This window comes from Mucilaginibacter sp. OK283, from assembly GCF_900110415.1.
Classification (GTDB): Bacteria; Bacteroidota; Bacteroidia; order Sphingobacteriales; family Sphingobacteriaceae; genus Mucilaginibacter.
Genome location: NZ_FODR01000002.1, coordinates 151,196 through 176,277 on the forward strand (window position 1 = coordinate 151,196; position 25,082 = coordinate 176,277).

22 protein-coding genes are annotated in these 25,082 nt (G+C 41.4%); 12 read left to right on the plus strand and 10 right to left on the minus strand.

The annotated features are described in order from the left end of the window. Nucleotides 1-47: 47 nt before the first annotated feature. The gene (uvrA, locus tag BMX56_RS05420) at nucleotides 48-2,984 is read right to left on the minus strand and encodes an excinuclease ABC subunit UvrA (protein ID WP_090643901.1); all 2,937 of its coding nucleotides are present in this window, start codon (nucleotides 2,982-2,984) and stop codon (nucleotides 48-50) included. A gap of 363 nt (nucleotides 2,985-3,347) precedes the next feature. Here uvrA and BMX56_RS05425 point away from each other — a divergent pair, with 363 nt between their 5' ends. From BMX56_RS05425 to BMX56_RS05455, 7 genes are all read left to right on the plus strand, one after another. Then, the gene (locus BMX56_RS05425; protein WP_090642064.1) at nucleotides 3,348-3,581 is read left to right on the plus strand and encodes a hypothetical protein; all 234 of its coding nucleotides are present in this window, start codon (nucleotides 3,348-3,350) and stop codon (nucleotides 3,579-3,581) included. Between the two features lie 151 nt (nucleotides 3,582-3,732). Further along, complete coding sequence (locus tag BMX56_RS30355; protein WP_218152386.1) at nucleotides 3,733-3,903, plus strand: hypothetical protein; 171 nt, start codon at nucleotides 3,733-3,735, stop codon at nucleotides 3,901-3,903. A gap of 665 nt (nucleotides 3,904-4,568) precedes the next feature. Then, the gene (locus tag BMX56_RS05435) at nucleotides 4,569-5,153 is read left to right on the plus strand and encodes an RNA polymerase sigma factor (protein ID WP_090642067.1); all 585 of its coding nucleotides are present in this window, start codon (nucleotides 4,569-4,571) and stop codon (nucleotides 5,151-5,153) included. A gap of 277 nt (nucleotides 5,154-5,430) precedes the next feature. Continuing rightward, on the plus strand, nucleotides 5,431-5,574 hold the full coding sequence (locus BMX56_RS30065) for a hypothetical protein (RefSeq protein WP_158642931.1): 144 nt from the start codon (nucleotides 5,431-5,433) through the stop codon (nucleotides 5,572-5,574). Nucleotides 5,575-5,783: 209 nt separating this feature from the next. Then, entirely contained in the window at nucleotides 5,784-6,542 is a 759-nt protein-coding gene (gene nth, locus BMX56_RS05445) for an endonuclease III (RefSeq protein ID WP_090642074.1), read from the plus strand. A gap of 162 nt (nucleotides 6,543-6,704) precedes the next feature. Beyond that, nucleotides 6,705-7,727 (plus strand): recombinase RecA, encoded by a 1,023-nt coding sequence (gene recA / locus BMX56_RS05450; protein WP_090642077.1) that lies wholly within the window; start codon nucleotides 6,705-6,707, stop codon nucleotides 7,725-7,727. A gap of 387 nt (nucleotides 7,728-8,114) precedes the next feature. Further along, on the plus strand, nucleotides 8,115-9,749 hold the full coding sequence (locus BMX56_RS05455) for an ABC transporter substrate-binding protein (RefSeq protein WP_090642080.1): 1,635 nt from the start codon (nucleotides 8,115-8,117) through the stop codon (nucleotides 9,747-9,749). A gap of 26 nt (nucleotides 9,750-9,775) precedes the next feature. Here BMX56_RS05455 and BMX56_RS05460 read toward each other — a convergent pair whose 3' ends face one another. Together BMX56_RS05460 and BMX56_RS05465 are read right to left on the minus strand one after the other, a co-directional pair. Further along, nucleotides 9,776-10,099 carry a hypothetical protein gene (locus BMX56_RS05460; protein ID WP_090642084.1) on the minus strand — a complete coding sequence of 108 codons (324 nt, stop codon included), beginning with the start codon at nucleotides 10,097-10,099 and terminating at the stop codon, nucleotides 9,776-9,778. 159 nt (nucleotides 10,100-10,258) lie between these two features. Next, nucleotides 10,259-12,526 (minus strand): aconitate hydratase, encoded by a 2,268-nt coding sequence (locus BMX56_RS05465; RefSeq protein WP_090642088.1) that lies wholly within the window; start codon nucleotides 12,524-12,526, stop codon nucleotides 10,259-10,261. Nucleotides 12,527-12,907: 381 nt separating this feature from the next. Here BMX56_RS05465 and BMX56_RS05470 point away from each other — a divergent pair, with 381 nt between their 5' ends. Beyond that, nucleotides 12,908-13,339, plus strand: coding sequence for a hypothetical protein (locus tag BMX56_RS05470; RefSeq protein ID WP_090642091.1), 432 nt, complete (start codon nucleotides 12,908-12,910; stop codon nucleotides 13,337-13,339). A gap of 9 nt (nucleotides 13,340-13,348) precedes the next feature. Here BMX56_RS05470 and BMX56_RS05475 read toward each other — a convergent pair whose 3' ends face one another. Further along, complete coding sequence (locus BMX56_RS05475; protein ID WP_090642093.1) at nucleotides 13,349-13,972, minus strand: polysaccharide deacetylase family protein; 624 nt, start codon at nucleotides 13,970-13,972, stop codon at nucleotides 13,349-13,351. Between the two features lie 94 nt (nucleotides 13,973-14,066). Between BMX56_RS05475 and BMX56_RS05480 the strand changes: the two genes are divergently transcribed. After that, nucleotides 14,067-15,515 carry a TolC family protein gene (locus tag BMX56_RS05480; protein ID WP_090642096.1) on the plus strand — a complete coding sequence of 483 codons (1,449 nt, stop codon included), beginning with the start codon at nucleotides 14,067-14,069 and terminating at the stop codon, nucleotides 15,513-15,515. Between the two features lie 39 nt (nucleotides 15,516-15,554). Further along, a complete protein-coding gene (locus BMX56_RS05485; protein ID WP_090642099.1) occupies nucleotides 15,555-16,904 on the plus strand; it encodes an efflux RND transporter periplasmic adaptor subunit in 1,350 nt (449 codons plus the stop codon). A gap of 277 nt (nucleotides 16,905-17,181) precedes the next feature. Here BMX56_RS05485 and BMX56_RS05490 read toward each other — a convergent pair whose 3' ends face one another. The 6 genes from BMX56_RS05490 to BMX56_RS05515 form a co-directional block, all read right to left on the minus strand. After that, a complete protein-coding gene (locus BMX56_RS05490) occupies nucleotides 17,182-18,018 on the minus strand; it encodes a type 1 glutamine amidotransferase (RefSeq protein WP_090642103.1) in 837 nt (278 codons plus the stop codon). Further along, on the minus strand, nucleotides 18,002-18,394 hold the full coding sequence (locus tag BMX56_RS05495; RefSeq protein WP_143065369.1) for a hypothetical protein: 393 nt from the start codon (nucleotides 18,392-18,394) through the stop codon (nucleotides 18,002-18,004). Before BMX56_RS05495 ends, BMX56_RS05490 begins: the two co-directional genes overlap by 17 nt. 132 nt (nucleotides 18,395-18,526) lie before the next feature. After that, nucleotides 18,527-19,624 carry a carboxylate-amine ligase gene (locus BMX56_RS05500; protein ID WP_090642110.1) on the minus strand — a complete coding sequence of 366 codons (1,098 nt, stop codon included), beginning with the start codon at nucleotides 19,622-19,624 and terminating at the stop codon, nucleotides 18,527-18,529. A 6-nt stretch (nucleotides 19,625-19,630) separates the two neighbouring features. Beyond that, a complete protein-coding gene (locus BMX56_RS05505) occupies nucleotides 19,631-20,059 on the minus strand; it encodes a hypothetical protein (RefSeq protein WP_143065370.1) in 429 nt (142 codons plus the stop codon). A gap of 85 nt (nucleotides 20,060-20,144) precedes the next feature. Then, on the minus strand, nucleotides 20,145-21,230 hold the full coding sequence (locus tag BMX56_RS05510; protein ID WP_090642115.1) for an ATP-grasp domain-containing protein: 1,086 nt from the start codon (nucleotides 21,228-21,230) through the stop codon (nucleotides 20,145-20,147). Nucleotides 21,231-21,296: 66 nt separating this feature from the next. Next, nucleotides 21,297-22,004, minus strand: a complete 708-nt coding sequence (locus tag BMX56_RS05515) for an alpha/beta fold hydrolase (RefSeq protein WP_090642117.1) — start codon at nucleotides 22,002-22,004, stop codon at nucleotides 21,297-21,299. Between the two features lie 135 nt (nucleotides 22,005-22,139). On the opposite strand from BMX56_RS05515, the gene BMX56_RS05520 reads away from it, so the two are divergent. Both BMX56_RS05520 and typA read left to right on the plus strand, forming a co-directional pair. Beyond that, nucleotides 22,140-22,955: an alpha/beta hydrolase gene (locus tag BMX56_RS05520; RefSeq protein ID WP_090642119.1), complete on the plus strand. Its 816-nt coding sequence runs from the start codon at nucleotides 22,140-22,142 to the stop codon at nucleotides 22,953-22,955. Between the two features lie 163 nt (nucleotides 22,956-23,118). Then, nucleotides 23,119-24,930, plus strand: a complete 1,812-nt coding sequence (typA, locus tag BMX56_RS05525; RefSeq protein WP_090642122.1) for a translational GTPase TypA — start codon at nucleotides 23,119-23,121, stop codon at nucleotides 24,928-24,930. Nucleotides 24,931-25,082: the final 152 nt, after the last annotated feature.

The window sequence follows — 25,082 nt, forward strand, 5'->3', positions numbered from 1 at the left end:
CTTACCTCATAATAATTGATAATATCTGTTAGCTAAATTTAATATTATTACTTTCCAAACCGTTCTTTTAAATAATTCCCGGTGTGCGATTTTTTTTCTTTGATGAGGTTTTCGGGCACACCTTCAAATACTACTTTCCCGCCTCTGTCGCCGCCTTCGGGGCCAATGTCAATCACCCAGTCGGCGCATTTAATAACATCCATGTTATGTTCAATAACAATAATGGTATTGCCGTGCTCCAGCAAGGCATCAAATGATTTCAGCAGCTTTTTAATATCGGCGAAATGCAGCCCGGTAGTGGGTTCGTCAAATATAAATAGCGTTTTGTGCGTGTTGTTACCCTTTACCAGGAACGATGCCAGCTTAATACGCTGCGCTTCGCCGCCCGATAGTGTATTTGATGATTGGCCCAGTTGTACATAACCTAAACCAACATCAACCAAGGGTTTTATTTTTGAGATGATCTTTGGCTCTTTGGCAAAAAACTGCAAAGCCTCGTCAATGGTCATGTGCAGTACTTCGGCTACATTCTTTTCATTGTAGGTAATATCCAGGATGTGCTGTTTAAAGCGATTGCCACCGCAGGTTTCGCAGGTAAGGAAAATGTCCGCCATAAACTGCATCTCTATTTTCACTTCACCCTCGCCCTGGCAAACATCACAACGGCCACCCTCTACGTTAAACGAGAATGCGGATGGCTTTAAGCCGGCCGCTTTGGCTGCCGGTTGTGCAGCGTACAGATTGCGGATCTCGTCCCAGGCTTTTACATAGGTAACCGGGTTTGAGCGCGATGAACGGCCGATAGGGTTTTGATCAACCATTTCTACCTGTTCTATCTTGGCGTAATCGCCTTCAATACTATCGTATGATCCTGTTTGCTCGCCCGAGTAATTGCCCAGTGTTTTTTGCAGGGCAGGTGCCAGTATGCGTTTTACCAAACTGGTTTTACCAGATCCGGATACGCCGGTAACTACCGTAAGTACACCCAACGGAAATTTGGCATTTACATGCTGCAGGTTGTTTTCGCGGCCGCCCTTTATCTCAATAAAATCGTGCCATTTACGGCGGGTGGCTGGTATAGCAATTTCGTCCTTACCGCTCAGGTAGCGGCCGGTTAAGCTGTTATCGTCTTTTATTATCTCGTCATAAGTCCCGGTAAAAATCAATTCTCCGCCATGGGTGCCGGCTTCGGGGCCAATATCAATGATATGGTCGGCCGCCTTCATAATCTCTTCCTCGTGCTCAACCACCAAAACGGTGTTGCCTACATCGCGCAGGGATTTTAATACGCCAATTAAGCGCTGGGTGTCGCGCGGGTGCAGGCCTATGCTTGGTTCATCCAACACATATATCGAGCCCACCAGGCTGCTTCCCAATGAGGTAGCCAGGTTAATCCGTTGCGATTCGCCACCCGATAGTGTGTTTGATAAACGATTTAGCGTTAAGTAGCTCAAGCCAACATCATTCAGGAAAACCAAACGATTGGTTATTTCCATTAATAAACGTTTACCAATTTTGGCGTCGGTTTCGTTCAGTTCCAGGCCTTGGAAAAACTCCTGCGCTTTATCAAGCGGCATCAAAACCACATCAGTAATGGAGCGCTCATTAATTTTTACATACGATGCATCCTGGCGCAAACGGCTGCCCTTACACTCGGGACAGGTGGTTTTGCCCCTGTATCGCGATAGCAAAACACGGTACTGGATTTTGTAGGTTTGCTCTTCCATCTCCTTGAAAAACTCATCAAGGCCACGGAAAAACTTATTGCCAGTCCACAGTAATTTTTGCTCTTTCGCAGTAAGCTGATTGTATTGGCGATGTATCGGGAAATCAAATTTCAGGGCATGCCTCACCAGGTTGTCATTCCACTCGCGCATCTTTTCGCCACGCCACGGGGCAATGGCTCCTTCATATATCGATTTACTTTTATCGGGGATAACCAAATCTTCATCAATACCAATTACCTTGCCATAGCCCTCGCACTTTTTGCAGGCGCCGTAAGGGTTATTAAAGCTGAAAAAGTTGGGGGCAGGCTCTTCAAACTTAATGCCGTCCAGTTCAAAGCGATCGCAAAAAAAGCGCTCGGTTTCGTGCTCCGTGTCGGTCTCCTGGTAACGCACGTAGCAATCGCCTTTACCCTCAAAAAAGGCTGTCTGGATAGAGTCGCCCAGGCGACTTACCGTTTCATCCTCTTCGTTTTTGCTTATACGGTCGATAACGATGCGTACAGCGTTATAAGTGGTGAGTGGTGAGTAGTGAGTGGTGAGTTGATCTGTTTCATTTTGCTTTTCGCTTTCAACCTTTTGCTTTTTGCCTTTCGCCTTTAAGCTTTCACCTTTTACCTCTTCTATCAGCCATGACCCGTCATCAACAATACTGGCGTCCTCTAACAATGCCTCTATTTTTGAAAGTTTGCCCTGGTATTCCACGCGTACAAAACCTTTTTGCATCAGCACGGCCAACTCTTCTTTCAGGCTGCGGTTATTGTGCGGATATAAGGGAGCCAATATGGTTACCTGGCTTTCGTTGGGCAGGCCGAGTACAAAGTTTACCACATCGGTAACCGAATCTTTTTTCACCGGCAGGCCGGATATAGGTGAAATGGTTTTGCCAATGCGCGAGAAAAGCAGTTTCAGGTAATCATAAATTTCTGTCGAGGTGCCCACAGTTGAGCGTGGGTTTGATGTGATTACTTTTTGCTCAATAGCTATTGCGGGCGCTATACCTTTTATATAATCAACGTCGGGCTTGTTCATGCGGCCCAGGAACTGGCGGGCATATGACGAAAGGCTTTCTACATAGCGGCGCTGGCCCTCGGCATATAACGTATCAAAAGCAAGCGACGATTTGCCCGAACCCGACATACCCGTTACAACAACCAGCTTGTTTTTGGGGATGGCCACATCCATATTTTTAAGGTTATGTACGCGCGCCCCTTTTATAATAATATGTTTTGATGGATCTTTTTCTGCTTCTTTGCTCATATATTGTTGGTAGTCCATGGTCCATAGACCATAGCAAAAACCATACAATCACTATGGTCTATGGGCTATCGACTATGGTCTTTTTTCTAAAATGCAAAAATCCTAAAATATTTAGCATAATCCAAATCGCTTTCACTTTGTTTAGATGATTATTGCAATTAAATACCCGAGTTTACAGTTTGTTGACTTTTAATTATTTAGAGAGGATTTTTTGGGTTGGCGGGGAGCTAAATTACTTTAACGTAAACATACGGAGGAGTTAGGCTTTTTAGGCTTTTGATTTAACCGATACCTGCATATTGGTGTAATAATGCTTTTAAAAGCTGGTATCATTTTGTAATATTTACAATATACGCCAACATAATGACTACGCTGACTGTAAATATTGAGGATAAAAAAACCGAGAAAGCCATCAAAGCTGTATTGGACGCTTTTGGCCTGGATTATTATGTTGCAAAAGACAACACTAAGCGCCCATTATCAAAGTCGGAACAGGTGATGTATAACCGGCTAAAACGATCTGTAAAAGAAATAAATCTTTATAAGGAAGGGAAAATTGAACTTCAGGATGCAAGAGAATTTTTAAATGAGCTATAGAGTTATCATTGCTTCTGCAATTGGTAAAGAGGCCAGGAGAATTGCAAAAAAAACATCCGGGCATAAAATCAGATATTGGTAAACTCATTACTGATTTGGAAATAAATCCTATTATAGGGACAAATCTGGGGCAAAATTTTACAAGATCAGAATGGCTATTACCGGAACCGGCAAAGGAAAGTCAGGTGGAGTCAGGGTGATAACATACGCAATATTAGATAATGAAATTGTTATTTTGGCAGAGATTTATCTTAAAAGCGAATATGAGACGTCCGATATCAACGTGCTGTTAAAAAGTTTAAAGGATGATGGTTTGATATAACATTTGGATACGCGCCTTATCTTCCTGCCTTATCCAAGGCTTTTGGTCTCCCTTAACGCTTAAATAAACCGGATGTCATTTCGACGACTCTGCGGCGGGATTGTGGGCGGGGGAGGAGAAATCTTAAACGCCCTACATCAACAAAGCCTATCGAAATGCAGGGTGTTCAAGATTTCTCCTCATCCCACCACTTAAATCCATCTCTGATTCGTTCTAAATGACATTTTCTTTTATTGAGAAATGTGTAAACACTGTAGCTTAACACCGGCAATATTTAATATTTAACATTTTTTAACATCTCGCCGGGCAATAAGTTGATGTCTTTTAATAAATTTACAATACAAAATATTTGTAACGGATTTAATACAAATTAACAGTATCATATTTTTTAATCAATTTGATTTTTAGAATTTATTTTGGTGCTGGTTAAACCTTTGGTAATATAAATTAGTCTAATATTATTGTTGCCAAATAATAAATTGTTTTGTGGGTTTTAAACCCGATGTATTATTAAAAAAGCACTGCAAAAAAAAATATAATTTGTTTTTTAATGTAGAATTTGTTTTATTTGACGTAACAATTTTTTTACCCTAACGAGCACGCTATAGAATATACTTTACTTTTTAAGAGTTTAACTAAAAATTAAGTTTAAAGTAGTACTTTCTATGGATTTTCAATTGAATAGTGATCAGGATCTAATCCATCTATACATTGCCGGTGATGAAGCGGGGCTTGTAGAATTGATCAGGCGTTACCAATCAAAAATATACACCTCTATTTATTTGCTGGTAAAGGATGAATACCTTGCCGAGGATATTTTTCAGGATACTTTTATAAAAGTGATAAATACCCTCAAAGCCGGGAAGTACAACGAAGAAGGTAAGTTTTTGCCTTGGGTTACCCGCATTGCACATAACTTGGTTATCGACCATTTTCGCCGTGAAAAACGCGCACCAATGGTGAGCAATGGCGACGATTTTGATATTTTTGAGGTGCTTGGTAATTACGATGAAAGTACTGAAGATAAGATGGTTAGGGAGCAAACCTATAAGGACCTTAAAGGTTTGATACAGCTTTTGCCATCTGAACAAAAGGAAGTGCTGATTATGCGTCACTTTGGCGATATGAGTTTTAAAGAGATTGCCGATATTACCGATGTAAGTATCAATACTGCGCTTGGCCGTATGCGCTATGCACTTAATAACCTGCGCAAAATGATGCAGGGCAGGGAACTGAGCCTAAAAAATTAGTCATTAAACATTAAGTAATAAGCTATTTTAATATTAAATCCGGTTGTTGATTAATTATCAATTAACCGGATTTTTTGTGGAAGTAACTTTATTAATCACATTTCCAGTTAATTAAATAATCAGGAAAAATTAATTAATAAAAAATATTTCATTTAATTTTCATCTAACAAAATATTATCTTTAAGCCACCGTTATAAATCGTATAAAAATTACAGTAATAAAGCTTATGGATGAAACCTTTACAAAAACGTTAAATGCTAATGCTAACCAAGCTGAGATGAACGATAATGTACATTTAAACCTGGACGCCGACGAGTTGATTTTTTATAATTCAATTCGTGCCGATTTGGACCTTTTAGCTAAAAAGCCCAAAGTGCAAACCATACACCAGATATTGGACTATTCGAAGAGCCTGCGTTAAGCATTGCATCCCCTCACTGGTTCATAGATCATAAATTGTTGATTACGGTACCCGATGTGAATCGACCCTGCCAAAAATCCGATAAATGATTTATGAACCTTTCTATTTAGCAGACCATAGCCCATGGTCTATAGTCCATTGTTGGATGATATTTTATAGTTTTGTTTGAAATTTAACTATGGTCTATGGACCATTGACTATAGACTAATATGCTGAAAGCCGATCGCTACAAACACTTTGTTGAATATTTTTCGAAAAATCAGCCTAACCCTGTTACCGAACTGCATTATGAAAACCCGTTCCAGTTATTGGTGGCGGTCATCCTGTCGGCACAATGCACAGATAAACGCATTAACCAGGTAACCCCGGCGCTGTTTGAACGTTTCCCTACGCCTGAAGCGTTGGCGGCATCAACACCCGATGAGGTTTTTACTTATATACGTAGTGTAAGCTATCCTAATAATAAGGCAAAGCACCTGGTGGGTATGGCCAAAATACTGGTAGATGTATTTAACAGCGAGGTGCCATCGGGCATAGATAACCTGCAGAAAATGCCGGGCGTTGGCCGTAAAACCGCCAATGTTATTGCATCTGTAGTGTTTGAAGAGCCGGCTATGGCGGTAGATACACACGTTTTTAGAGTAGCCAACCGTATAGGTTTAACCAATAACGCCACTACGCCGCTGGCTGTTGAAAAGCAATTAATACAACACATTCCTAAAGAGCATATAGCCGTAGCCCACCACTGGCTTATATTGCACGGCAGGTACATTTGCGTGGCCCGCAGCCCCAAATGCGATATTTGCCCGCTTACCTGGTTTTGCAGGTATTACGAGCGAAACAATACCGAAACCGCTTTATTGAAAGCCGAGGCCGCAAAGATTAAGAAAGCCAAAGAAGCTAAGAAAAAGGCTGCACTTAATAAGATTAGTAAGGAATTAAAGAAAAGGAGTGTGGAGAAGGGGTAATTGGTGAGTGGTTGATTAAGTGAGTAGTTAGTTTGTATATTAGGTAAATATAACCATTCACCTAATCCAACTTAATCAACCACTCACCTCCCAAAAAAATATTTACTAAAAAAATTAGTATTTTTAAATAATACATTTATATTTGCTAAAGATAATTTGAAGATGGCTAACACAGATAAAAATAACTCGGACAAATTAAAGGCTTTACAGCTTACGCTGGATAAGCTTGAAAAATCATACGGAAAAGGCACCATCATGAAGTTGGGCGATTCTGTTATTGAGGCTACGGAGGTAATATCAACCGGCTCATTGGGGCTCGACATCGCCCTGGGCGTTGGCGGTTTGCCTAAAGGCAGGGTCATTGAAATATACGGGCCGGAATCATCCGGTAAAACAACTTTGGCTATCCACGCCATTGCCGAATCGCAAAAGAAAGGCGGCATTGCTGCATTTATTGATGCAGAGCACGCGTTTGACCGTTTCTACGCCAAAAAGTTAGGGGTGGATGTCGAAAATCTCTTAATCTCGCAGCCAGATAACGGTGAGCAGGCTTTGGAAATTGCCGATAATCTGATCCGTTCAGGAGCGATAGATATCCTGGTTATTGACTCTGTTGCCGCGTTGGTGCCAAAGGCTGAGATTGAAGGCGAAATGGGTGACTCAAAAATGGGTTTGCATGCACGTTTAATGTCGCAGGCCTTGCGTAAATTAACCGGTACCATTAGCAAAACAGGATGTTGCTGTATTTTTATCAACCAGCTGCGCGATAAAATCGGCGTAATGTTTGGTAATCCCGAAACTACCACCGGCGGTAACGCTTTGAAGTTTTATGCGTCGGTACGTTTGGATGTACGCCGTATATCACAAATTAAGGATACCGACGAGGTTTCCGGTAACCGCGTTAAGGTGAAGATTGTTAAAAACAAAGTTGCGCCGCCGTTCCGCATTGCCGAGTTTGATATCATGTTTGGCGAAGGTATTTCTAAAGCCGGCGAAATCATCGACCTGGGTGTTGAATATAACATCATCAAAAAAGCAGGTTCATGGTTTAGCTACGGCGATACCCGTTTAGGCCAGGGCCGCGATGCAGTTAAACAATTAATATTGGATAACCCCGAGCTGATGGAAGAACTGGAAACTAAAATTAAAGAAACCGTTACCGGCGAACATTTAGCCGAAGTATAACACGATTTTGGGATTTAGCGTGATTGACAGGATTTCTTGAAACCCTGTTCGATTTTAAAAGCTTATAGATATTTGAAAGCCTCTCAATTTGGGAGGCTTTTTGCATTTGTTAGCTTGGTGTAGGTTTAGTTCCCGGAGGGGTAAGTTGGGGTGTTGAGGAGGTGTTGAAAGGTACCGGAAGGTATGCGAAGAGGATTTGTAAGGTGATAAAATAAAGGCCTTGCTAAGCTGGTTAAATGTGCGAATACGGAACCGTCAATTCCAATAAAAATAAAAAAATCAATAATTCAGTAATTCAATAAATCATTAATTGTAAACCTTCATCCCTGCGTAATAAATCACTAATGTGTTAAATCGCTAATTCAATAATTATTACATTAGCTTTTGATGAATAAACTGGTCTTATTGCTGTTTTTGGGATTGATGATCCAGCTTTCGGCTTGCTCTTCAAAATCTGCAGATTCGCATAAAACGGTTTTTAACATTAACCTGGAGGAGGGCCTCACCTCGCTTGATCCTGCTTTTTGCCGCAATCGTTATACCATCTGGATGGATAACCAGGTTTTTAACGGGTTGGTGCAGGTTAACGACAGTTTAAAAGTTACGCCCTGTATTGCAAAAAACTGGGAGGTTTCTGCTGATGGGTTGCTGTATACATTTCACCTGCGCCATGATGTTTATTTTCACGATGATCCGCATTTTAAAAATGGCATAGGCCGAAAGGCAGTGGCATCTGATTTTGTTTACAGTTTCGGTAGATTGATAGATCCTAAAGTTGCCTCATCGGGCTCCTGGATTTTTAGCGATAAAGTAAAGGGCTGCAATGCCTTTACAGCCCCCAATGATAGTACTTTCCAGATCAGCCTGAAACAGCCTTTCGCGCCTTTTTTGAGCATGCTTACCGCGCAATATTGCTCGGTTGTTCCCAGGGAGGTTGTTGAGTTTTATGGCAAAGATTTCAGGAGTCATCCTATAGGAACCGGCCCTTTCAGATTTAAATATTGGAAAGAGGGAGAGGTGCTGGTGCTGCTTAAAAACGATAAGTACTGGGAAACCGATAAAAATGGCAGGCACCTGCCGTATCTTGATGCCGTAAGGGCTACATTTATTGCCGATAAGCAAACGTCGTTTTTAGAGTTTGTAAAAAAGAAGCTTGATTTTTTAAATGATATAGATGGCAGCTATCGCGATGATATACTTACCAAATCGGGTGCGGTTACACAAAAATATAAGGGCAAATTCATACTTAATACTGCTCCCTATTTAAACACCATGTACCTCGGTATTTTGGTCGACAGCAATTTGGCTATTGTCAAAAAATCGCCCCTGAAAATATTGAAAGTAAGGCAGGCCATAAACTATGCTATCGACCGGCAAAAGATGATTAAATACCTGCGCAATAGCATGGGGACTCCCGGATATGCAGGCTTTATCCCACAGGGCATGCCGGGTTTTGATGGTAAATGTGTCAAAGGGTACTCTTACGATCCTGATAAAGCGCGGCGACTATTAGCCGAAGCTGGCTTTCCCGATGGTAAGGGATTACCCGAAATATCGTTGGCTACTACCGTAGGCTATCGCAGCCTGATTGAATATGTGCAAGGTCAACTGGATAGGATAGGCATTAAAACCAGCGTAGAAATAACCCAGGGAGCGAGCCTGCGCGAATTAGTATCTAAAAATGGCATCAACTTTTTTTACGGTCAATGGATTGCCGATTATCCCGATGGTGAAAATTATTTGTCGGTTTTCTATTCAAAAAATAAGATCCCGTTTGGCCCCAACTATACCGGCTTCAACAATAAAAAGTTTGATGCATTGTTTGAACAAACCTACCAGGTAAAAAACGATTCGGCTCGCTATGCCATTTACCAGCAAATGGATAACCTGGTAATGGAGCAGTCGCCGGTGGTGGTTTTGTATTATGATAAATTGGTAAACCTTTATCAGAATAATATATTGGGCTTTAGCTTAAATGGTCAGAATTTGTTGGTGTTGAAACGGGTGATGAAAACACCCTGATATCATTCAATGGAAAAGCCTCCGTTCTATTTATCCGCATACTTCAGCGCATCGGCATTAACTACAGCTGCCTGGGAATCTTTTACGGCAGCAGTACCTAAAATGACTATAGCATCAGCCCCGATTGTTTTTGAGTAAGCAGAAAGTTTTTTTATTACCGTTTCCTGGTGAATATAATTGGGGCAGGTTAAATGCCCAATTACTTTATATTCCCTCTTGACATCGTGGGCAGAATAATAAATATCGACGGAATTTGTGGGGCTAAGCTTGTCGCCAAAATAGGTGATGGGAGTATTGCAGGCAGATAAAATAAGGCAAAAGCCAGCGGAGAATAAAAGGGACCTTTTCATAAGTGCGTACTTAGATAACTGAGACTAAGATATCGCGGGACAGTTTACTGAATATTATGTAAAAGTGATATTACAATTAATGGTGCAAACAAAAAAGCCTCCCCAAAGGGAGGCTCATATAATTAACTTTCAGCGTTAACCTTTAGGCTTTCAGCCTTATTAAGATGCCATTTGTTTACGAATGATGTTCAATGCACCACCTGCTTTAAACCACTCAATTTGCTGAGCGTTGTAAGTATGGTTAACCGGGAACGATTCAACCGAGCCATCTTTGTGGTTTAACACAACGGTTAACTGTTTGCCGGGGGCAAATTCTGTTAAGCCGGTAATGTCGATGGTGTCGTCTTCCTGGATTTTGTCGTAATCGTTGTTATCAGCAAAGGTGATACCCAGCATACCTTGTTTTTTAAGGTTGGTTTCGTGGATACGGGCAAATGATTTTACCAATATGGCACGTACACCAAGGTGACGTGGTTCCATAGCAGCGTGCTCACGTGATGAACCTTCACCATAGTTTTCGTCGCCTACTACTATTGATCCAATGCCGTTTGCTTTATAATCACGTTGAGTAGCAGGAACTGGTCCGTACTCGCCGGTTAGTTCGTTTTTAACGCTATCGGCAGTATTGTTAAAGTAGTTGATGGCACCAATCAACATATTGTTTGATATGTTATCCAGGTGGCCGCGGAATTTTAACCATGGACCAGCCATCGAAATATGGTCGGTTGTACATTTGCCTTTTGCTTTAATCAGCAATTTAAGGCCTTTAATATCTACACCTTCCCATGCGGCAAACGGCTCTAATAACTGTAAACGTGCCGATTTTGGATCAACCAATACCTGTACCTGGCTACCATCTTCGGCAGGGGCCTGGTAGCCGGCATCTTCAACAGCGTAACCCTTAACCGGCATTTCTATACCCATTGGCTCATCAAGTTTAACTTGTTCGCCATTAATGTTGGTTAAAGTATCGGTAAGTGGGTTAAAAGTTAAATCGCCTGCAATAGCCAAAGCTGTTACAATTTCTGGTGAAGCTACAAACGCATGTGTGTTTGGGTTACCATCCTGGCGTTTAGCAAAGTTGCGGTTAAACGAAGTGATGATTGAGTTTTTGCGTGTAGGATCGTCGGTATGACGGGCCCACTGACCAATGCATGGTCCGCAAGCGTTTGCCAATACCACACCGCCCATTTGTGCAAAAGTATCAAGGTAACCATCACGGTCAACCGTATAACGCACAAGCTCCGATCCGGGGGTGATGGTAAATTCAGCCTTGGTAGTAAGGTGTTTATCTACAGCCTGTTTTGCGATAGATGCAGAACGGGTGATATCTTCGTAAGATGAGTTGGTACATGAGCCAATTAAGCCAACTTCTAATTTTGCAGGCCAGTTGTTTTCTTTAACAGCGGTAGCAAATTTAGAGATCGGCCATGCCAGATCCGGTGTGAACGGACCGTTAATGTGCGGTTCCAGTTCGCTCAGATTAATCTCGATAACCTGGTCAAAATATTGCTCAGGGTTGGCGTAAACTTCCTGGTCGCCGGTTAAGTGTTCAGCAACAGCATCGGCCAATTCGGCTATGTCGGCACGTTTGGTACCTTTAAGGTAAGCGGCAATTTTATCGTCATAACCAAACACCGAAGTGGTTGCGCCAATTTCGGCACCCATGTTACAGATAGTTCCTTTACCTGTTGCCGAAAGTGAACGTGCGCCTTCGCCAAAATATTCAACAATGGCGCCGGTACCACCTTTTACAGTAAGGATACCTGCTACTTTCAAAATAACGTCTTTAGCTGATGTCCATCCGGATAATTTACCGGTTAATTTAACACCAATCAACTTAGGGAATTTAAGCTCCCATGGTAAGCCTGCCATAACATCGCAGGCATCAGCACCACCAACACCAATAGCTATCATACCTAAACCACCCGCATTTGGCGTGTGCGAATCGGTACCAATCATCATACCGCCCGGGAATGCATAGTTTTCTAACACTACCTGGTGAATAATGCCGGCTCCGGCCTTCCAGAAACCAATACCATATTTATCAGATACTGAAGCCAGGAAATCATAAACCTCGCGGTTAATGTCAATGGCAGTATTTAAATCGGCAACGGCGCCAACTTTTGCTTGTATCAGGTGATCGCAATGTACGGTAGATGGAACAGCAACCTGCGGACGGCCAGCCTGCATAAACTGCAATAAAGCCATTTGCGCTGTTGCATCCTGCATAGCCACGCGGTCGGGTGCAAAATCAACGTAATCCACACCGCGGCCAAACGCTGTCTTAGCGTCGCCTTCTGAAAGGTGGGCGTATAAAATTTTCTCGGTTAAAGTAAGATGTTTACCGGTCGCTTTACGGGCAGCATCCACGCGGGTGCTGTAGCGGTCGTAAACTTTTTTGATCATATCTAAATCAAAAGCCATTTGTATTTGATTTTTAGGTGAAAAGTAAAAGAAATTGACACTAAAATTGATTGTCAGAAACTTAGTGCGGCGAATTTACAAAATATAACATCTAATTAATAATCAAGGTTTCGTCAATTCTTATTTGGATAGGTTCTAAATAGGTTTGTGGTTGATTGGGTTGGACTGATTAAGTTGGAGTGGGTTGATTGGGTTGTGAGGATCATTAATCATTCCTTTTTTTGATAAGATGGAAATATTAGTTCAATAATAGGGAATGATCGTGGGCAGCTTAGAAAGATTTAAAATAAACTAATCTGTAAGAAGTAAATTATATTTTGGAGGTAAAATTGGCTGATCTCAATGAATTAGATAAATTTAGCCTTCAACAACGAATGTTATATGAAATATCCAGTTTTAGTGATTTTGCTAATAGTGTCGCTAATAAAAATCGACGCTGACAAAAAAGAGTTGCTTTGTCATCATTGGGTTCAGTTTGCGTCTAAGAAGAACGGTGCTGTAGTGCCAATTTCTGTTGTCGCTTTAATGGCAAAAGAGTGTTCGTTTGCCAGGGACGGTAAATATGACGAAATGATGTACAATAAAGCCTTCAGGGCTTCTGGAAAGTGGTTTTTCAATAGCGATCAAACGAAAATGGGAATGACTATCGATAATGTTAACGGTCAAAATTTCCCCGGGCAGGATCAATTTAGAAACACAAATATTATTATTTTAAAACTAACGAAAGATACGTTAGTTTACGGTGAGGAAGCCTATTACGGAAAAGATCGAGTTTACGGGCATGACGATTTGTATTTTGTTCGAAGGGACTGATCACAATAATTAAGGCATTAATGCCTCAAAACTATACCCCTTCTTACTCCATTCCTCCATCGCCCTTGGCAGAACATATTCCAACCTGTCAAACGCTTTCAAACTATCATGAAATACAACTATTGATCCTGCTCCGGTATATTTCATAACGTTCTTTAAGCAACCCTCCGGCTTCAGGCCAATATCAAAATCGCCGCTCAGTACATCCCACATGATGATTTTGATGTCGGGTTTAACAGATTTTAAATCCTTTGCCTGTTGTTTTTTGATGCGGCCATAAGGTGGCCGAAATAAATTAGTATGCAGTATTTTATCTGCTGAGAGAAAATTATCAACGTAGGTTTTGTTATCAGTTTTCCATCCTTTAAGGTGGTTGTAGGTGTGGTTGCCAATAGCATGCCCATCGTTAACAATTTGCTCAAAAATATCGGGATGTTTGCCTACATTGTCGCCAATGCAAAAGAACGTTGCTTTGGCATTGTACTGTTTTAAAATATTTAAAACAAATGGTGTAACAATAGGTATAGGTCCATCGTCAAAAGTGAGATAAATACAACGGTTAGTTTGGTTTACATTCCAGATAAGCTCGGGATAAAGCTTTTTTAGCAGCCAGGGAGTTTTAACCAGGTACATATTCAAAACAAAAGTTAATGTTAAATTTTCCGGTAGATAGAAAACAACACCGCAAGGTAGTAATCAGTTGCTTACCATTGTATAGAAAAACCTTATGAAACTAAAATTTATACCATCTTTTAAAGCTACCGTAATTTGCGCCATCATGTTTTCGTCGTTAAGCTTCCGGGCTAATGCGCAGGAGGTAATATCGTTGCAAAAGGCTGTTGATATGGCCCTGGAGCGTAACCTTACCATCAAACAATCGCAGTTTACCGAGGCGTTGGATGATGAAACTTTAAAACAGTCGAAATATAATCAGCTCCCAAACCTTACCGCAGGCCCGCAGGCATCATTTAACTTTGGCCGTAACATCGACCCATCTACCAACCAGTTCATCAACCAACGCATTTTTGCGTTAAATGGTACCATACAAACACAGGTAACCCTGTTTCAGGGTGGCCAGTTGCGCAATACTATCATTCAGAACCGTTTATTGCTTGATGCTGATAAGACTGCCACAGCAAAAGTAAGGAACGATCTTATTTTAAACGTGGTTACCACTTATTTACAGGTATTAACCAACCAGGATTTGGTAAAAGCGGCTCAACAGCAAATAGATGTATCTAAAATTACTTTAGACAGGGCTCAAAAAAACTTCGATGTTGGCAACCAAACGCTGGCCGACCTTTCGCAGGCTAAAGCAACAGTGTCAACAGCCGATTTGAATTATACCAATGCTCAAAATGCCTATGAAATTTCGTTGCTTACCTTAAAGCAATACATGGAAATGGCCCCGCAAACAAATATCGTGGTTGAGAAACCAGATATCAGCAAACTAACGAATGTTCAAACATTATATAATGCCGAGGAAGTTTTAAAAAGCGCCGAATTGGTTAACCCGGATTTATTGCTGGCAGAGCAACGGGAAAAGGCTACCCAACAAGGTATTAAAATAGCCCAGGGCAATTATTATCCAAGCGTGGTATTGTTTGGCCAGTTAGGTTCCAATTATTCAGACGCGCGTACTTTATTGGGAGGGATAACACCCACCGGCAGGATAGATACCGTTGGTTTTGTTAATGGTAACCGTAACCAGCCGGCCACAGTACCACAATATGCCGCTGTATATAATAAATATCCGTTTTTTAAGCAGTTGAGCGATAACTTTAACCAATCGGTTGGGGTTAGTTTGCAAATACCCATTTTTAACCGTTTTAGCTCACGTACATCGGTACGCAAAGCAAAAATACAGTATGAAAACGCTAAGGTAACAACACAGCTGGCCCGTAATAACCTGAGCAAGATTATTTACCAGGCGGTATTGGATGTAAAAGCTGCCGAAAAATCATACCTGTCATATACGCAAACTTACCAGGCCAATAAAGAAGCCTTTAATATTATACAACAGCGTTATAATGTTGGTTTGGTAAACTCGCTTGACTATAATACCTCTTTAACCAATCTCAATAAATCGCAGTTTGACATGATCAACGCGCAATATATGGTTGTGTTTAGGGCGAAAGTTATTGATTACTACCTGGGCAAACCAATATCATTGTAAATAAAAAAACTAAAACCGTAAATATCCAAACTCATAATCATGGGAAAAACTACTAAATATATTCTGATAGGACTTGGTTCGCTGATTGTTCTGTTGATCATTGCCAAGGTAACCGGCCTTATTGGTAAGCCGCCTTTAACCCAGGTTGCCACCGAAAAAGCTGATACACGCGTTATTAACGAAACCGTATCTGCCAGCGGCAAAATAAAACCGCACATCGAAGTTAAAATAAGCCCCGAAGTATCTGGCGAAGTGGTTGAATTGCCCATTAAAGAAGGCGACGTGGTTAAAAAAGGCCAGCTGCTTTGTAAAATCCGTCCGGACATTTTAAAGTCGGGTTACGATAGAGCCATCGCATCTTATAATACTCAAAAAGCCAGCGTGGGTAACTCTGGTCAATTGTTAAAACAAGCCCAGGCTACATTTGATAACCAGGCTGGTATATTTAAACGCAGCCAGGAGCTATATAAAAATAAGGTGCTTACCGTATCTGAATATGAAAATGCCAAAGCTGCTTATGAAGGCGCCAAAGCTTCCTTAGAAGCTGCCAAGCAAAACGTTATCGGCTCACAATATGGTTTGGCACAGTCATCTGCTTCGGTAAAAGAAGCGCAAGATAACCTGGCCAAAACAACCATTTATTCACCTGTTGATGGCGTGGTATCAAAACTATCTATTGAATTGGGCGAGCGTGTTTTAGGTACCCAGCAATTTGCCGGTACCGAGATCATGACCATATCTGACCTGAGCAAAATGGATGTTAACGTTGATGTGAACGAAAACGATATTAACCGCATTTCATTAGGCGATTCATCGAATATTGAGATCGACGCGTTTTTGGGTAAGAAATTTACAGGTGTTGTTTCTGAGATAGGAAGTTCGGCCAACGTGGTAGGTACCACTGCCGACCAGGTGACTAACTTTACTGTTAAAGTACGCATCAACGCAGATTCATACATGTCGTTATTAAAAAAATCTGCAGATAACCCGTCTCCTTTCCGTCCGGGATTAACAGCCACTGTTGACATAAATACCAACCAGGTAAAATCATTATCGGTACCTATTCAATCGGTAACCACCCGCGAGGAGAAAAAAGATCAGAACGGGCCGCCTAAAAAGGACGACGACAAGAGTAAACCATCAATTACACAGCCATCAAAAGAATATGTATTTGTATTAACTGCAGGTAACAAGCTAAAACAAGTGCAGGTTACTACAGGCATCCAGAATGATACCTACATTCAAATATTAAGTGGCCTTAAAGGCGGCGAAGAAGTAGTGTCTGCCCCTTATGCAGCAATTACTAAAACACTTGCCGATGGGATGATTGTAGAAAAGGTTGACAAATCGAAACTGTTTAATGCCGATAATAACAACAAGGCGAACTAAGCTATAAAAGATAATATCATTGGAGCCGCGATCTTTAATTGATCGCGGCTTTGTTGTTTTGCAGGATTTAGGATATCATCTTACTACGTGATGTTTACCTATAGTCGGTTTGAAAGCTATCCTTACTGTCATTCTGAGGTGAGAAGAATCTATTCTACACCATGCTTATTTCACTTATAAAGTTTCCGAACAGATTCGTGCCTCAGCATGATAGTTCTCTAAAGGAGATCATCACGCCATTACTACGAGGCACAATGACGATTGTTGAGTAACAACCCTACGCCAACCCCTGCAAACTCATTACAGCTTGATCTAAAAAATTAGGAATAAGGGTTTGTTGGGTATGGCTAATTTTGTCAGGGTCGGCAAGGTGGTTTAGCATTTCCTTGTATTTTACGTCGCCATGTTCGTTAATTACCTCGTCTTTTTTGTCTTCTTTTAAAAGCAGGTTTTTCATGCCATTGGCGTCGGCTTCGGGATGAAACTGGGTAGCAAATGAGTACTCGTCAAAACGAATGGCCATCATGGCGCGCGGCAGATCAATATGCGGACGCTCTTTTTCGATAGCCACCAGCTGCATATTCAATTCTTTAAACCTGTTTTCGTTCGGATTAATTACCTGCCAGCTTCTTGAATCAACTGCGTAAAATGGTTCGGCAAGGCCTTCAAATAGTGATTCGGTTAAACCGGCCCCGGTTTTATTTACCGGCAACACGCCAAACGATGGCGAACGGCGGGTGTTGATATCTCCCAGTTCGTACTTACGGCACATTAGCTGGAAAGAATGACAAACATAAAAAGAATGTTTTTTATCGATAGTGTTGGACAGATTGTGATCTTCGAGCTTGTCGGTCAGCCTGAAATATTTTTTTTCCCATTCTGTGCCCTCATGTAACGGGCTTCCCGGCCCCCCGCTTGATATGTAAATGTCAAAATCAAGGCCCGGCACTTCGCATCCCCTGCGAACATCAAAAACTTTATAGGTGATATTTAAATCGTGTTTTGCCTTATATCTGTTTAAAATATCCTGGAAACCGCGCATCCCCTCATTCGCTATCCCATCATACAAATCAAGTATAGCTACTTTTATTTCCGGTTTATATTTTAAATTCATTCTTTAATTTCTTTTCTTGCATTTGCCTTTGAATGTCAAATTTGTCTTTGTCTTCAGTGCATTCTTCATTATAGTAGTTTATTCTGAATGAAAACTTAAACGCACTGTCTGTCAAAAAAAAAGTCTTTTCAAAAGAGAGTTTTGTTGCTGATAAGCAATGATTAAGCGCAGATATAGTCTTTGCCCTAAACATACCACATTCATCCACATCATCGATAAAAATATAACAAAAATCATTGTTATTTGATGAGTTAAGGATTTCTGTTAAAAGCTTGGAATCTTTTAGCTCTGAATTTCCTTCTATCATTTCATAATCGGGCACAATAAACGGGAAGATATCGCTTATGCTTCCTGTTATATCATCTGACTGCTCCAAATCAATATATTCCAGGTCCTCTAAATTCAGGTTGATAAAAAACTGCTGATATTGCTTTAATTTATGAATGCCCTTGTTCTTCCTTATTATAAAATTTAGTCTCTTGTGGTTCGATATCGGCATCTTATTTTATTACAGCCCCTTTAGTGTTTGCGATGTGATGTAATCAACCACATCTGCAAAGTTATTATTTTGCTGGTAAACGGCCAGCTGCCTATCGGCCCCGGTACCGGTTTCCAGTATTTTGTGTACATACTGAAGATCATCGCGCGAGCCAAGTTCGTCAACCACATCGTCGACAAAATCAAGTAACTCTAAAACTAACGACCGGGTGTTTACCTCCATCTCTTTACCAAAATCAATCATTTTGCCATCAATGCCATAACGGGCGGCCCGCCATTTATTCTCGTTAATAAGCGCCCGTGAGTAGGTTATAAACTTCATGTTTTGCTGCCGCAGCTTATATAATTTGGCACACAGCGCCTGGAAAAGCGCTGCAAAAGCAATGGTTTCATCAACAAGCATAGGGCAATCGCAAATACGGAATTCGATGGTTTCGAAGAATGGGTGAACCCGGATATCCCACCAGATTTTTTTAGCGTTATCGATACAGTTGGTTTTTACCAGCAGCTTGATATAATTGTCATATTCTTCGATGCTGCTAAAATAATCGGGAATACCGGTACGCGGAAATTTATCAAAAACCTTGGTACGGAACGATTTAAACCCCGTGTTACGCCCTTCCCAAAAAGGCGAATTGGTTGATAAGGCATATACGTGCGGCAAAAAATAGCGTACCTGGTTGGCAATGTGGATAGCCATATCCCGCGATTGGATGCCCACATGAACGTGTAAACCAAAAATAAGGTTGGAACGGGCAGCTTCCTGCATCTCATCTACAATCTCGAAATAACGTGGATGATCTGTGATGAGCTGATGCTGCCAGTGCGAAAACGGGTGCGTTCCCGCTGCACCTATGCGCAGGCCAATATCGCCGGCAAGCATGGCCACAGTTGTGCGCAATTTGCCCACCTCCTTGCGGGCTTCGGCAGTGTTTTTGCAAATGTGGGTGCCTACCTCCACAACCGCCTGGTGCATTTCGGCCTTCACCTGGTCTTCGTGGATTTTTTGCGCGCTATCCACAATTCTCTGCTCATGCGATTTTAGCTCCCTGGTTACAGGGTCAATCACCATAAATTCTTCTTCAACACCTAAGGTAAACTTGTTCATAATTGGTTAAAGGGCTGGTTTGTAATATTGTCTTATCAGTAGAAATTTCCGCTGATCATCTTGCGTCATAAAAATGGTATCCTTATTTAGTTTATTAATCTTAAAAGGATCCCCATCGCCTAAATGCAACGTGCTGTCGTTTTTATCAAGGGTCCAGGTATATTTAATCTCTCCCTCAACTCCTTTTATTTCAGCACTCGGTTTGTTATCAACAGCATCCATGAAAAACCGGGCCCGGCCGCCATTTTCAAGTTGAAAATGGCCAAAATGTATACTTGCGTCGTTACCGGTACCTTTTAACAACCAGATGCTATCTTTTTCATTCGTTATTAATACTTTTTCAATTTTACTACTTTGCCTGCAACTAAATAATCCGCAAAGTACGATTAGTAAGAATATATTTAAATTCGAATAAGCACCCTTTAATTTAATCATATAATTTAGTTGCTGTCTTTGCCCGAGCTTTCGCCCACGGTGTATAGCTTATTTACCGGTAGGTTAGCAGCAATCTCAACATAGATTATTTCTGTATTTTCTTAGCTGTTGTTTTTTTCGGAACTGCCACTTTCTTTTTTACCTTCCCTTCTACCTCAATAGCATGTTCATCTATATCCACGGATACATCCACTTTAGCCGGTTTTGCTCTCACACTCACCAGCGGAGTTTTCGCCGCCGATGTTTTTACAAACTCGCCCCAGGTGAGGTTATCTAAACCACCTTTTTGTTTCTTGGCGCGTTCAATGGCGTAATCAGCAGCAGTTTCAACCACCCATTCAAAGTTTTCCTGGCCTACGCTGGTAACTTCGGCATCGGGAGCGGGGTTGCAAAAATCAATAGCGTAGGGGATACCATCACGAATAGCAAACTCCACAGTATTAAAATCGTAACCTAAAAACTGGTTCAGTTTTATCACGTAATCTTTAACGGTATCCAAAAGCTTTTTGGCTGCCGGGGCCTTGCCGTGCTCGTAACGCAAGTGGTGTGGGTTGCGCGGTTCATACTGCATAATGCGTACGTGCTTGCCGCCAATGCAGTAGCAGCGAAAGTAATCGTCGAAAACAACCTCTTCCTGCAGCATCATTACATATTGTTTGGTTTTGTTGTATTTATCAAAAAAGTCTTCTTTATCCTCCAGTTTATAAACCTCTTTCCAGCCGCCGCCATCAAAGGGCTTCATATAGGCTGGGAAACCAACGTAGTGGAAAATGCCATCCCAATCAAGTGGGTAGGCCAGGTTGCGGAACGATTTGTCGGTAGTATCATCGGGCAACTCTTTTGAGGGTAGTATCACCGTTTTAGGCACCGGTACCCCAATTTTTACAGCCAGCGCATTATTAAAAAACTTCTCATCGGCGCTCCACCAAAAGGGATTATTGATAACAGCAGTACCGCAAATAGCGGCATTTTTTAATGCTGCGCGATAAAAAGGAACATCCTGCGAAATACGATCGATAATAACAGCATAATCCAATGGCTCGGCCTGCATCACCTTATCAATGCGTACAAATTCCGCCGATATGTTTTTCTCTGCCTTCTGGTTTATCCTATCCACAAAAGCTTGTGGGAACGAATTTTCCTGTCCGAATAAGATGCCTATTTTTTTCATTATGTATATGTTTTTTGGTAGTTGTAGCTTTTAAATCAATAATTCACTAATTAAGTAAATCAATAATTATTTTATCGTTGATAAATAATGCGGAAACATTTCCTTCCAAATCGGCCAGTCGTGGCTGGCATTCGGGCGGATATCCAACCAATGCTTAATGCCTTTTTTGTTTAGTATGTTTGATAACTGTATGTTATAATCTTTACAAATATCGTGCTCAGATGTGCCCAGGATGATGTTGATGTTCCATAAGTCGCCCGCGTTGCTGCCGGGCAAATAATCTACAGGGTTGTTGTAAAAAATATCATCGTTATAAAAGCCGTCGGTAAACATTTTAATGTCAAATGCCCCGCCCATTGTAAAAAGATGCGCCACTTTTTCGGGGTGTTTAAATGCAAAGTTTGCTGCATGGTAACCGCCAAAACTGCATCCGGCAACTGCTACTTTACCAACACCTGTTTCGTGCATAGCCCAGGGTGCCAGTTCATGTAAAAGCATTTTATCGTACCAACTGTAATTACGGGCGCGGTCGGCCGGGTGGATGCCTTTATCGTACCAGGTTCTGTCGTCTAATGTATCGGGGCAATAAATCTTCACCAGGCCTTCGTCTACAAACCATTTTACACTATCAATCAGGCCAAAATCTTTGTTTTGGTGATAGCGCCCTTTGGTAGTAGGGAATAGGATGACAGGAAAACCACGGTCGCCAAATACCAGCATTTCTACATGCAGGTTTAGATTTGGTGAGTACCAGCGATGATATTTTTCGATCAAAATGAGCAGTTTAAGTTTTTAAATGATGTAAGTTAAGTGCTTTAACTGAAAAAGGCAACTAACTGATAAATTAATACGTTAGCTTAATAAATTGAAAACATAGCGTACTTTTGTGCCCTTTAAAATTAACATAAGATGAATTGGGGCTGGGTTGAAACAGAGATGACGATAATAGAAAAAAGGATAACGATAAATTCTGCCTTGCTTGAAAGAGAGGTATTATGCACGCTATTAATACCCGATGAACAGGAAATTGCAGAACCGTTAAGCCTGTTGTTGCTGAATGATGGGCAGGAGCTGGAAAATCTTGCGTTTAGCCAAACACTGGAGCAATTATATAACACCAATCGCATAAAACCGTTGTTGGTGGTAGCCATATATGCCGGTGAAGACCGGCTGCAGGAATATGGCGTAGCCGGCAGGCCCGATTTTAAAAAACGGGGCGCTAAGGCTGATATTTATACGCAATTTATTATAACCGAATTGCTGCCACAGATAAAAGCCGGAACAGGTATTCACGAATTTGAAAATACAGCCTTTGCAGGTTTTTCTTTGGGTGGATTATCGGCATTTGACATTTGTTGGAACAACGCGGATGTGTTTGATAAAGTTGGGGTATTTTCAGGTTCGTTTTGGTGGAGAAGTAAGGATTTAGCTAAGGGATATACTGACAACGACCGGATTGCGCATACTTTAATCAGAGAAACCGAAGGTAAGCCCGGTTTAAAGTTCTGGCTGCAAACAGGTACAAAAGATGAAACCAGCGACCGCAATAAAAACGGTATTATAGATGCGATTGACGACACCATCGACCTGATTAAGGAACTGGAGGCAAAAGGCTATTCGCGCCCTGCGGATATTCAATATGTTGAAGTAGTTGGCGGCAGCCATAACACTGAAACCTGGGGTAGGGTAATGGGTAAGTTTTTGTGTTGGGCGTTTGGGAGGTAGGATAGGTGTAGTAGTGGCCGAATAAGAAATAAAGCGATATTAAATCCAGGTCATTACCGCCCTTTGGTAATGAAATTGTTAAATCTGTCACTATAACTTGACTGCGTTTTAAATTCTCATATATTAAACGTACCTTTGCGCCAAATTTATAGGGGCATATTTCATGCAAAAAATAAGAAACATTGCGATTATCGCACACGTTGACCACGGTAAAACTACATTGGTTGACAAAATTTTACACAGTTGCGCCATCTTTCGTGATGGTCAGGAAACTGGTGAATTAATATTGGACAACAATGACCTGGAACGTGAGCGAGGTATCACCATCGTATCAAAAAACGTTTCGGTAAGGTATAAAGACGTTAAGATAAACATCATAGATACTCCTGGTCACGCCGATTTTGGTGGCGAGGTTGAGCGTGTATTGAAAATGGCTGACGGTGTATTGCTACTTTGCGATGCTTTTGAAGGTGCTATGCCTCAAACACGCTTTGTAACTCAAAAGGCTTTGGCTTTAGGCTTAAAACCAATTGTGGTTGTAAACAAAGTAGATAAAGAAAACTGCCGCCCTGAAGAAGTTTACGAACAAATATTCGAATTGTTCTTCAACCTTGAAGCAACTGAAGATCAGCTGGATTTTCCGGTTATCTACGGTTCATCAAAACAAGGCTGGATGAGCACCGACTGGAAAACACCTACAGATAATATTTTCCCGTTGATGGATGCTATCTTAGAGAACATTCCTCCCGCACCTATTGCCGAAGGTACTTTACAAATGCAGATAACCTCTTTGGATTATTCTTCATTCGTAGGTCGTATCGCTATTGGTCGTGTAGCACGTGGTACTATCAAAGAAAACCAGCCGGTATCTTTGGTAAAACGCGATGGCACTATTCAAAAATCAAGAATTAAAGAGCTTTATACTTTTGAAGGTTTAGGTAAAGTACGCGCTACAGAAGTTAGCTCGGGCGATATCTGTGCTGTAGTTGGTATTGAAGGTTTTGATATTGGCGATACCATTGCCGATTTTGAAAAACCAGAGCAACTGGCAGTTATCAAAATTGATGAGCCTACAATGAACATGTTGTTCACCATCAATACTTCACCTTTCTTTGGTAAAGAAGGTAAATTTGTTACATCTCGCCACTTACGTGACCGTTTGTACAAAGAGATGGAAAAAAACCTGGCGCTTAAGGTTGTTGAAACCGAATCGCCTGACTCATACCTGGTGTATGGTCGCGGTATCCTTCACTTATCAGTACTGATCGAGACCATGCGTCGCGAAGGTTATGAATTGCAGGTAGGCCAGCCGCAGGTTATCGTTAAAGAAATTGACGGTGTTAAATGCGAGCCGGTTGAAACGCTTATTGTTGATGTACCGGGCGATGTTGCAGGTAAAGTAATTGAGCTGGTAACACAACGTAAAGGCGACCTGTTGGTGATGGAACCTAAAGGTGATTTACAACACCTGGAGTTTGATATCCCGGCACGTGGTATCATTGGTTTACGTAACAACGTATTAACCGCTACAGGTGGCGAGGCTATTATGGCACACCGCTTTAAAGCATACGAGCCATGGAAAGGTACTATCCCAGGCCGTTTAAATGGTGTTTTGGTATCTATGGATACAGGCAAAACCACCGCTTTCGCAATTGATAAATTACAGGACCGTGGCAGGTTCCACGTTGATCCCGGAGTTGATATTTACGAAGGACAGGTATTAGGCGAGCACATCCGTGATAACGATTTGGTTATTAACTTAACCAAAGGCAAGCAGTTAACCAACATGCGTGCATCTGGTAGCGATACCAACGTGCGGATTGCGCCAGCCATCAAATTCTCGTTGGAAGAATCAATGGAATACATCCAGGCTGATGAGTACATCGAGGTTACGCCGCAAAGCATCCGTTTACGTAAAATCTACCTGAACGAAAACGAGCGTAAAATTAACGCTAAGAAATTCACAAGCCAATAATTTGGTGGATGAATTATAATATTGAGAGAGGCAAGCTTAGGTTTGCCTCTTTTTTTTAACAATAATTAATGCGATACCTAAGTTATTTGCTTTTGTATATTTTTGTAAACATGGCTACATGCTCGATAATGCCCGAATGCCTGCCGTTTTTA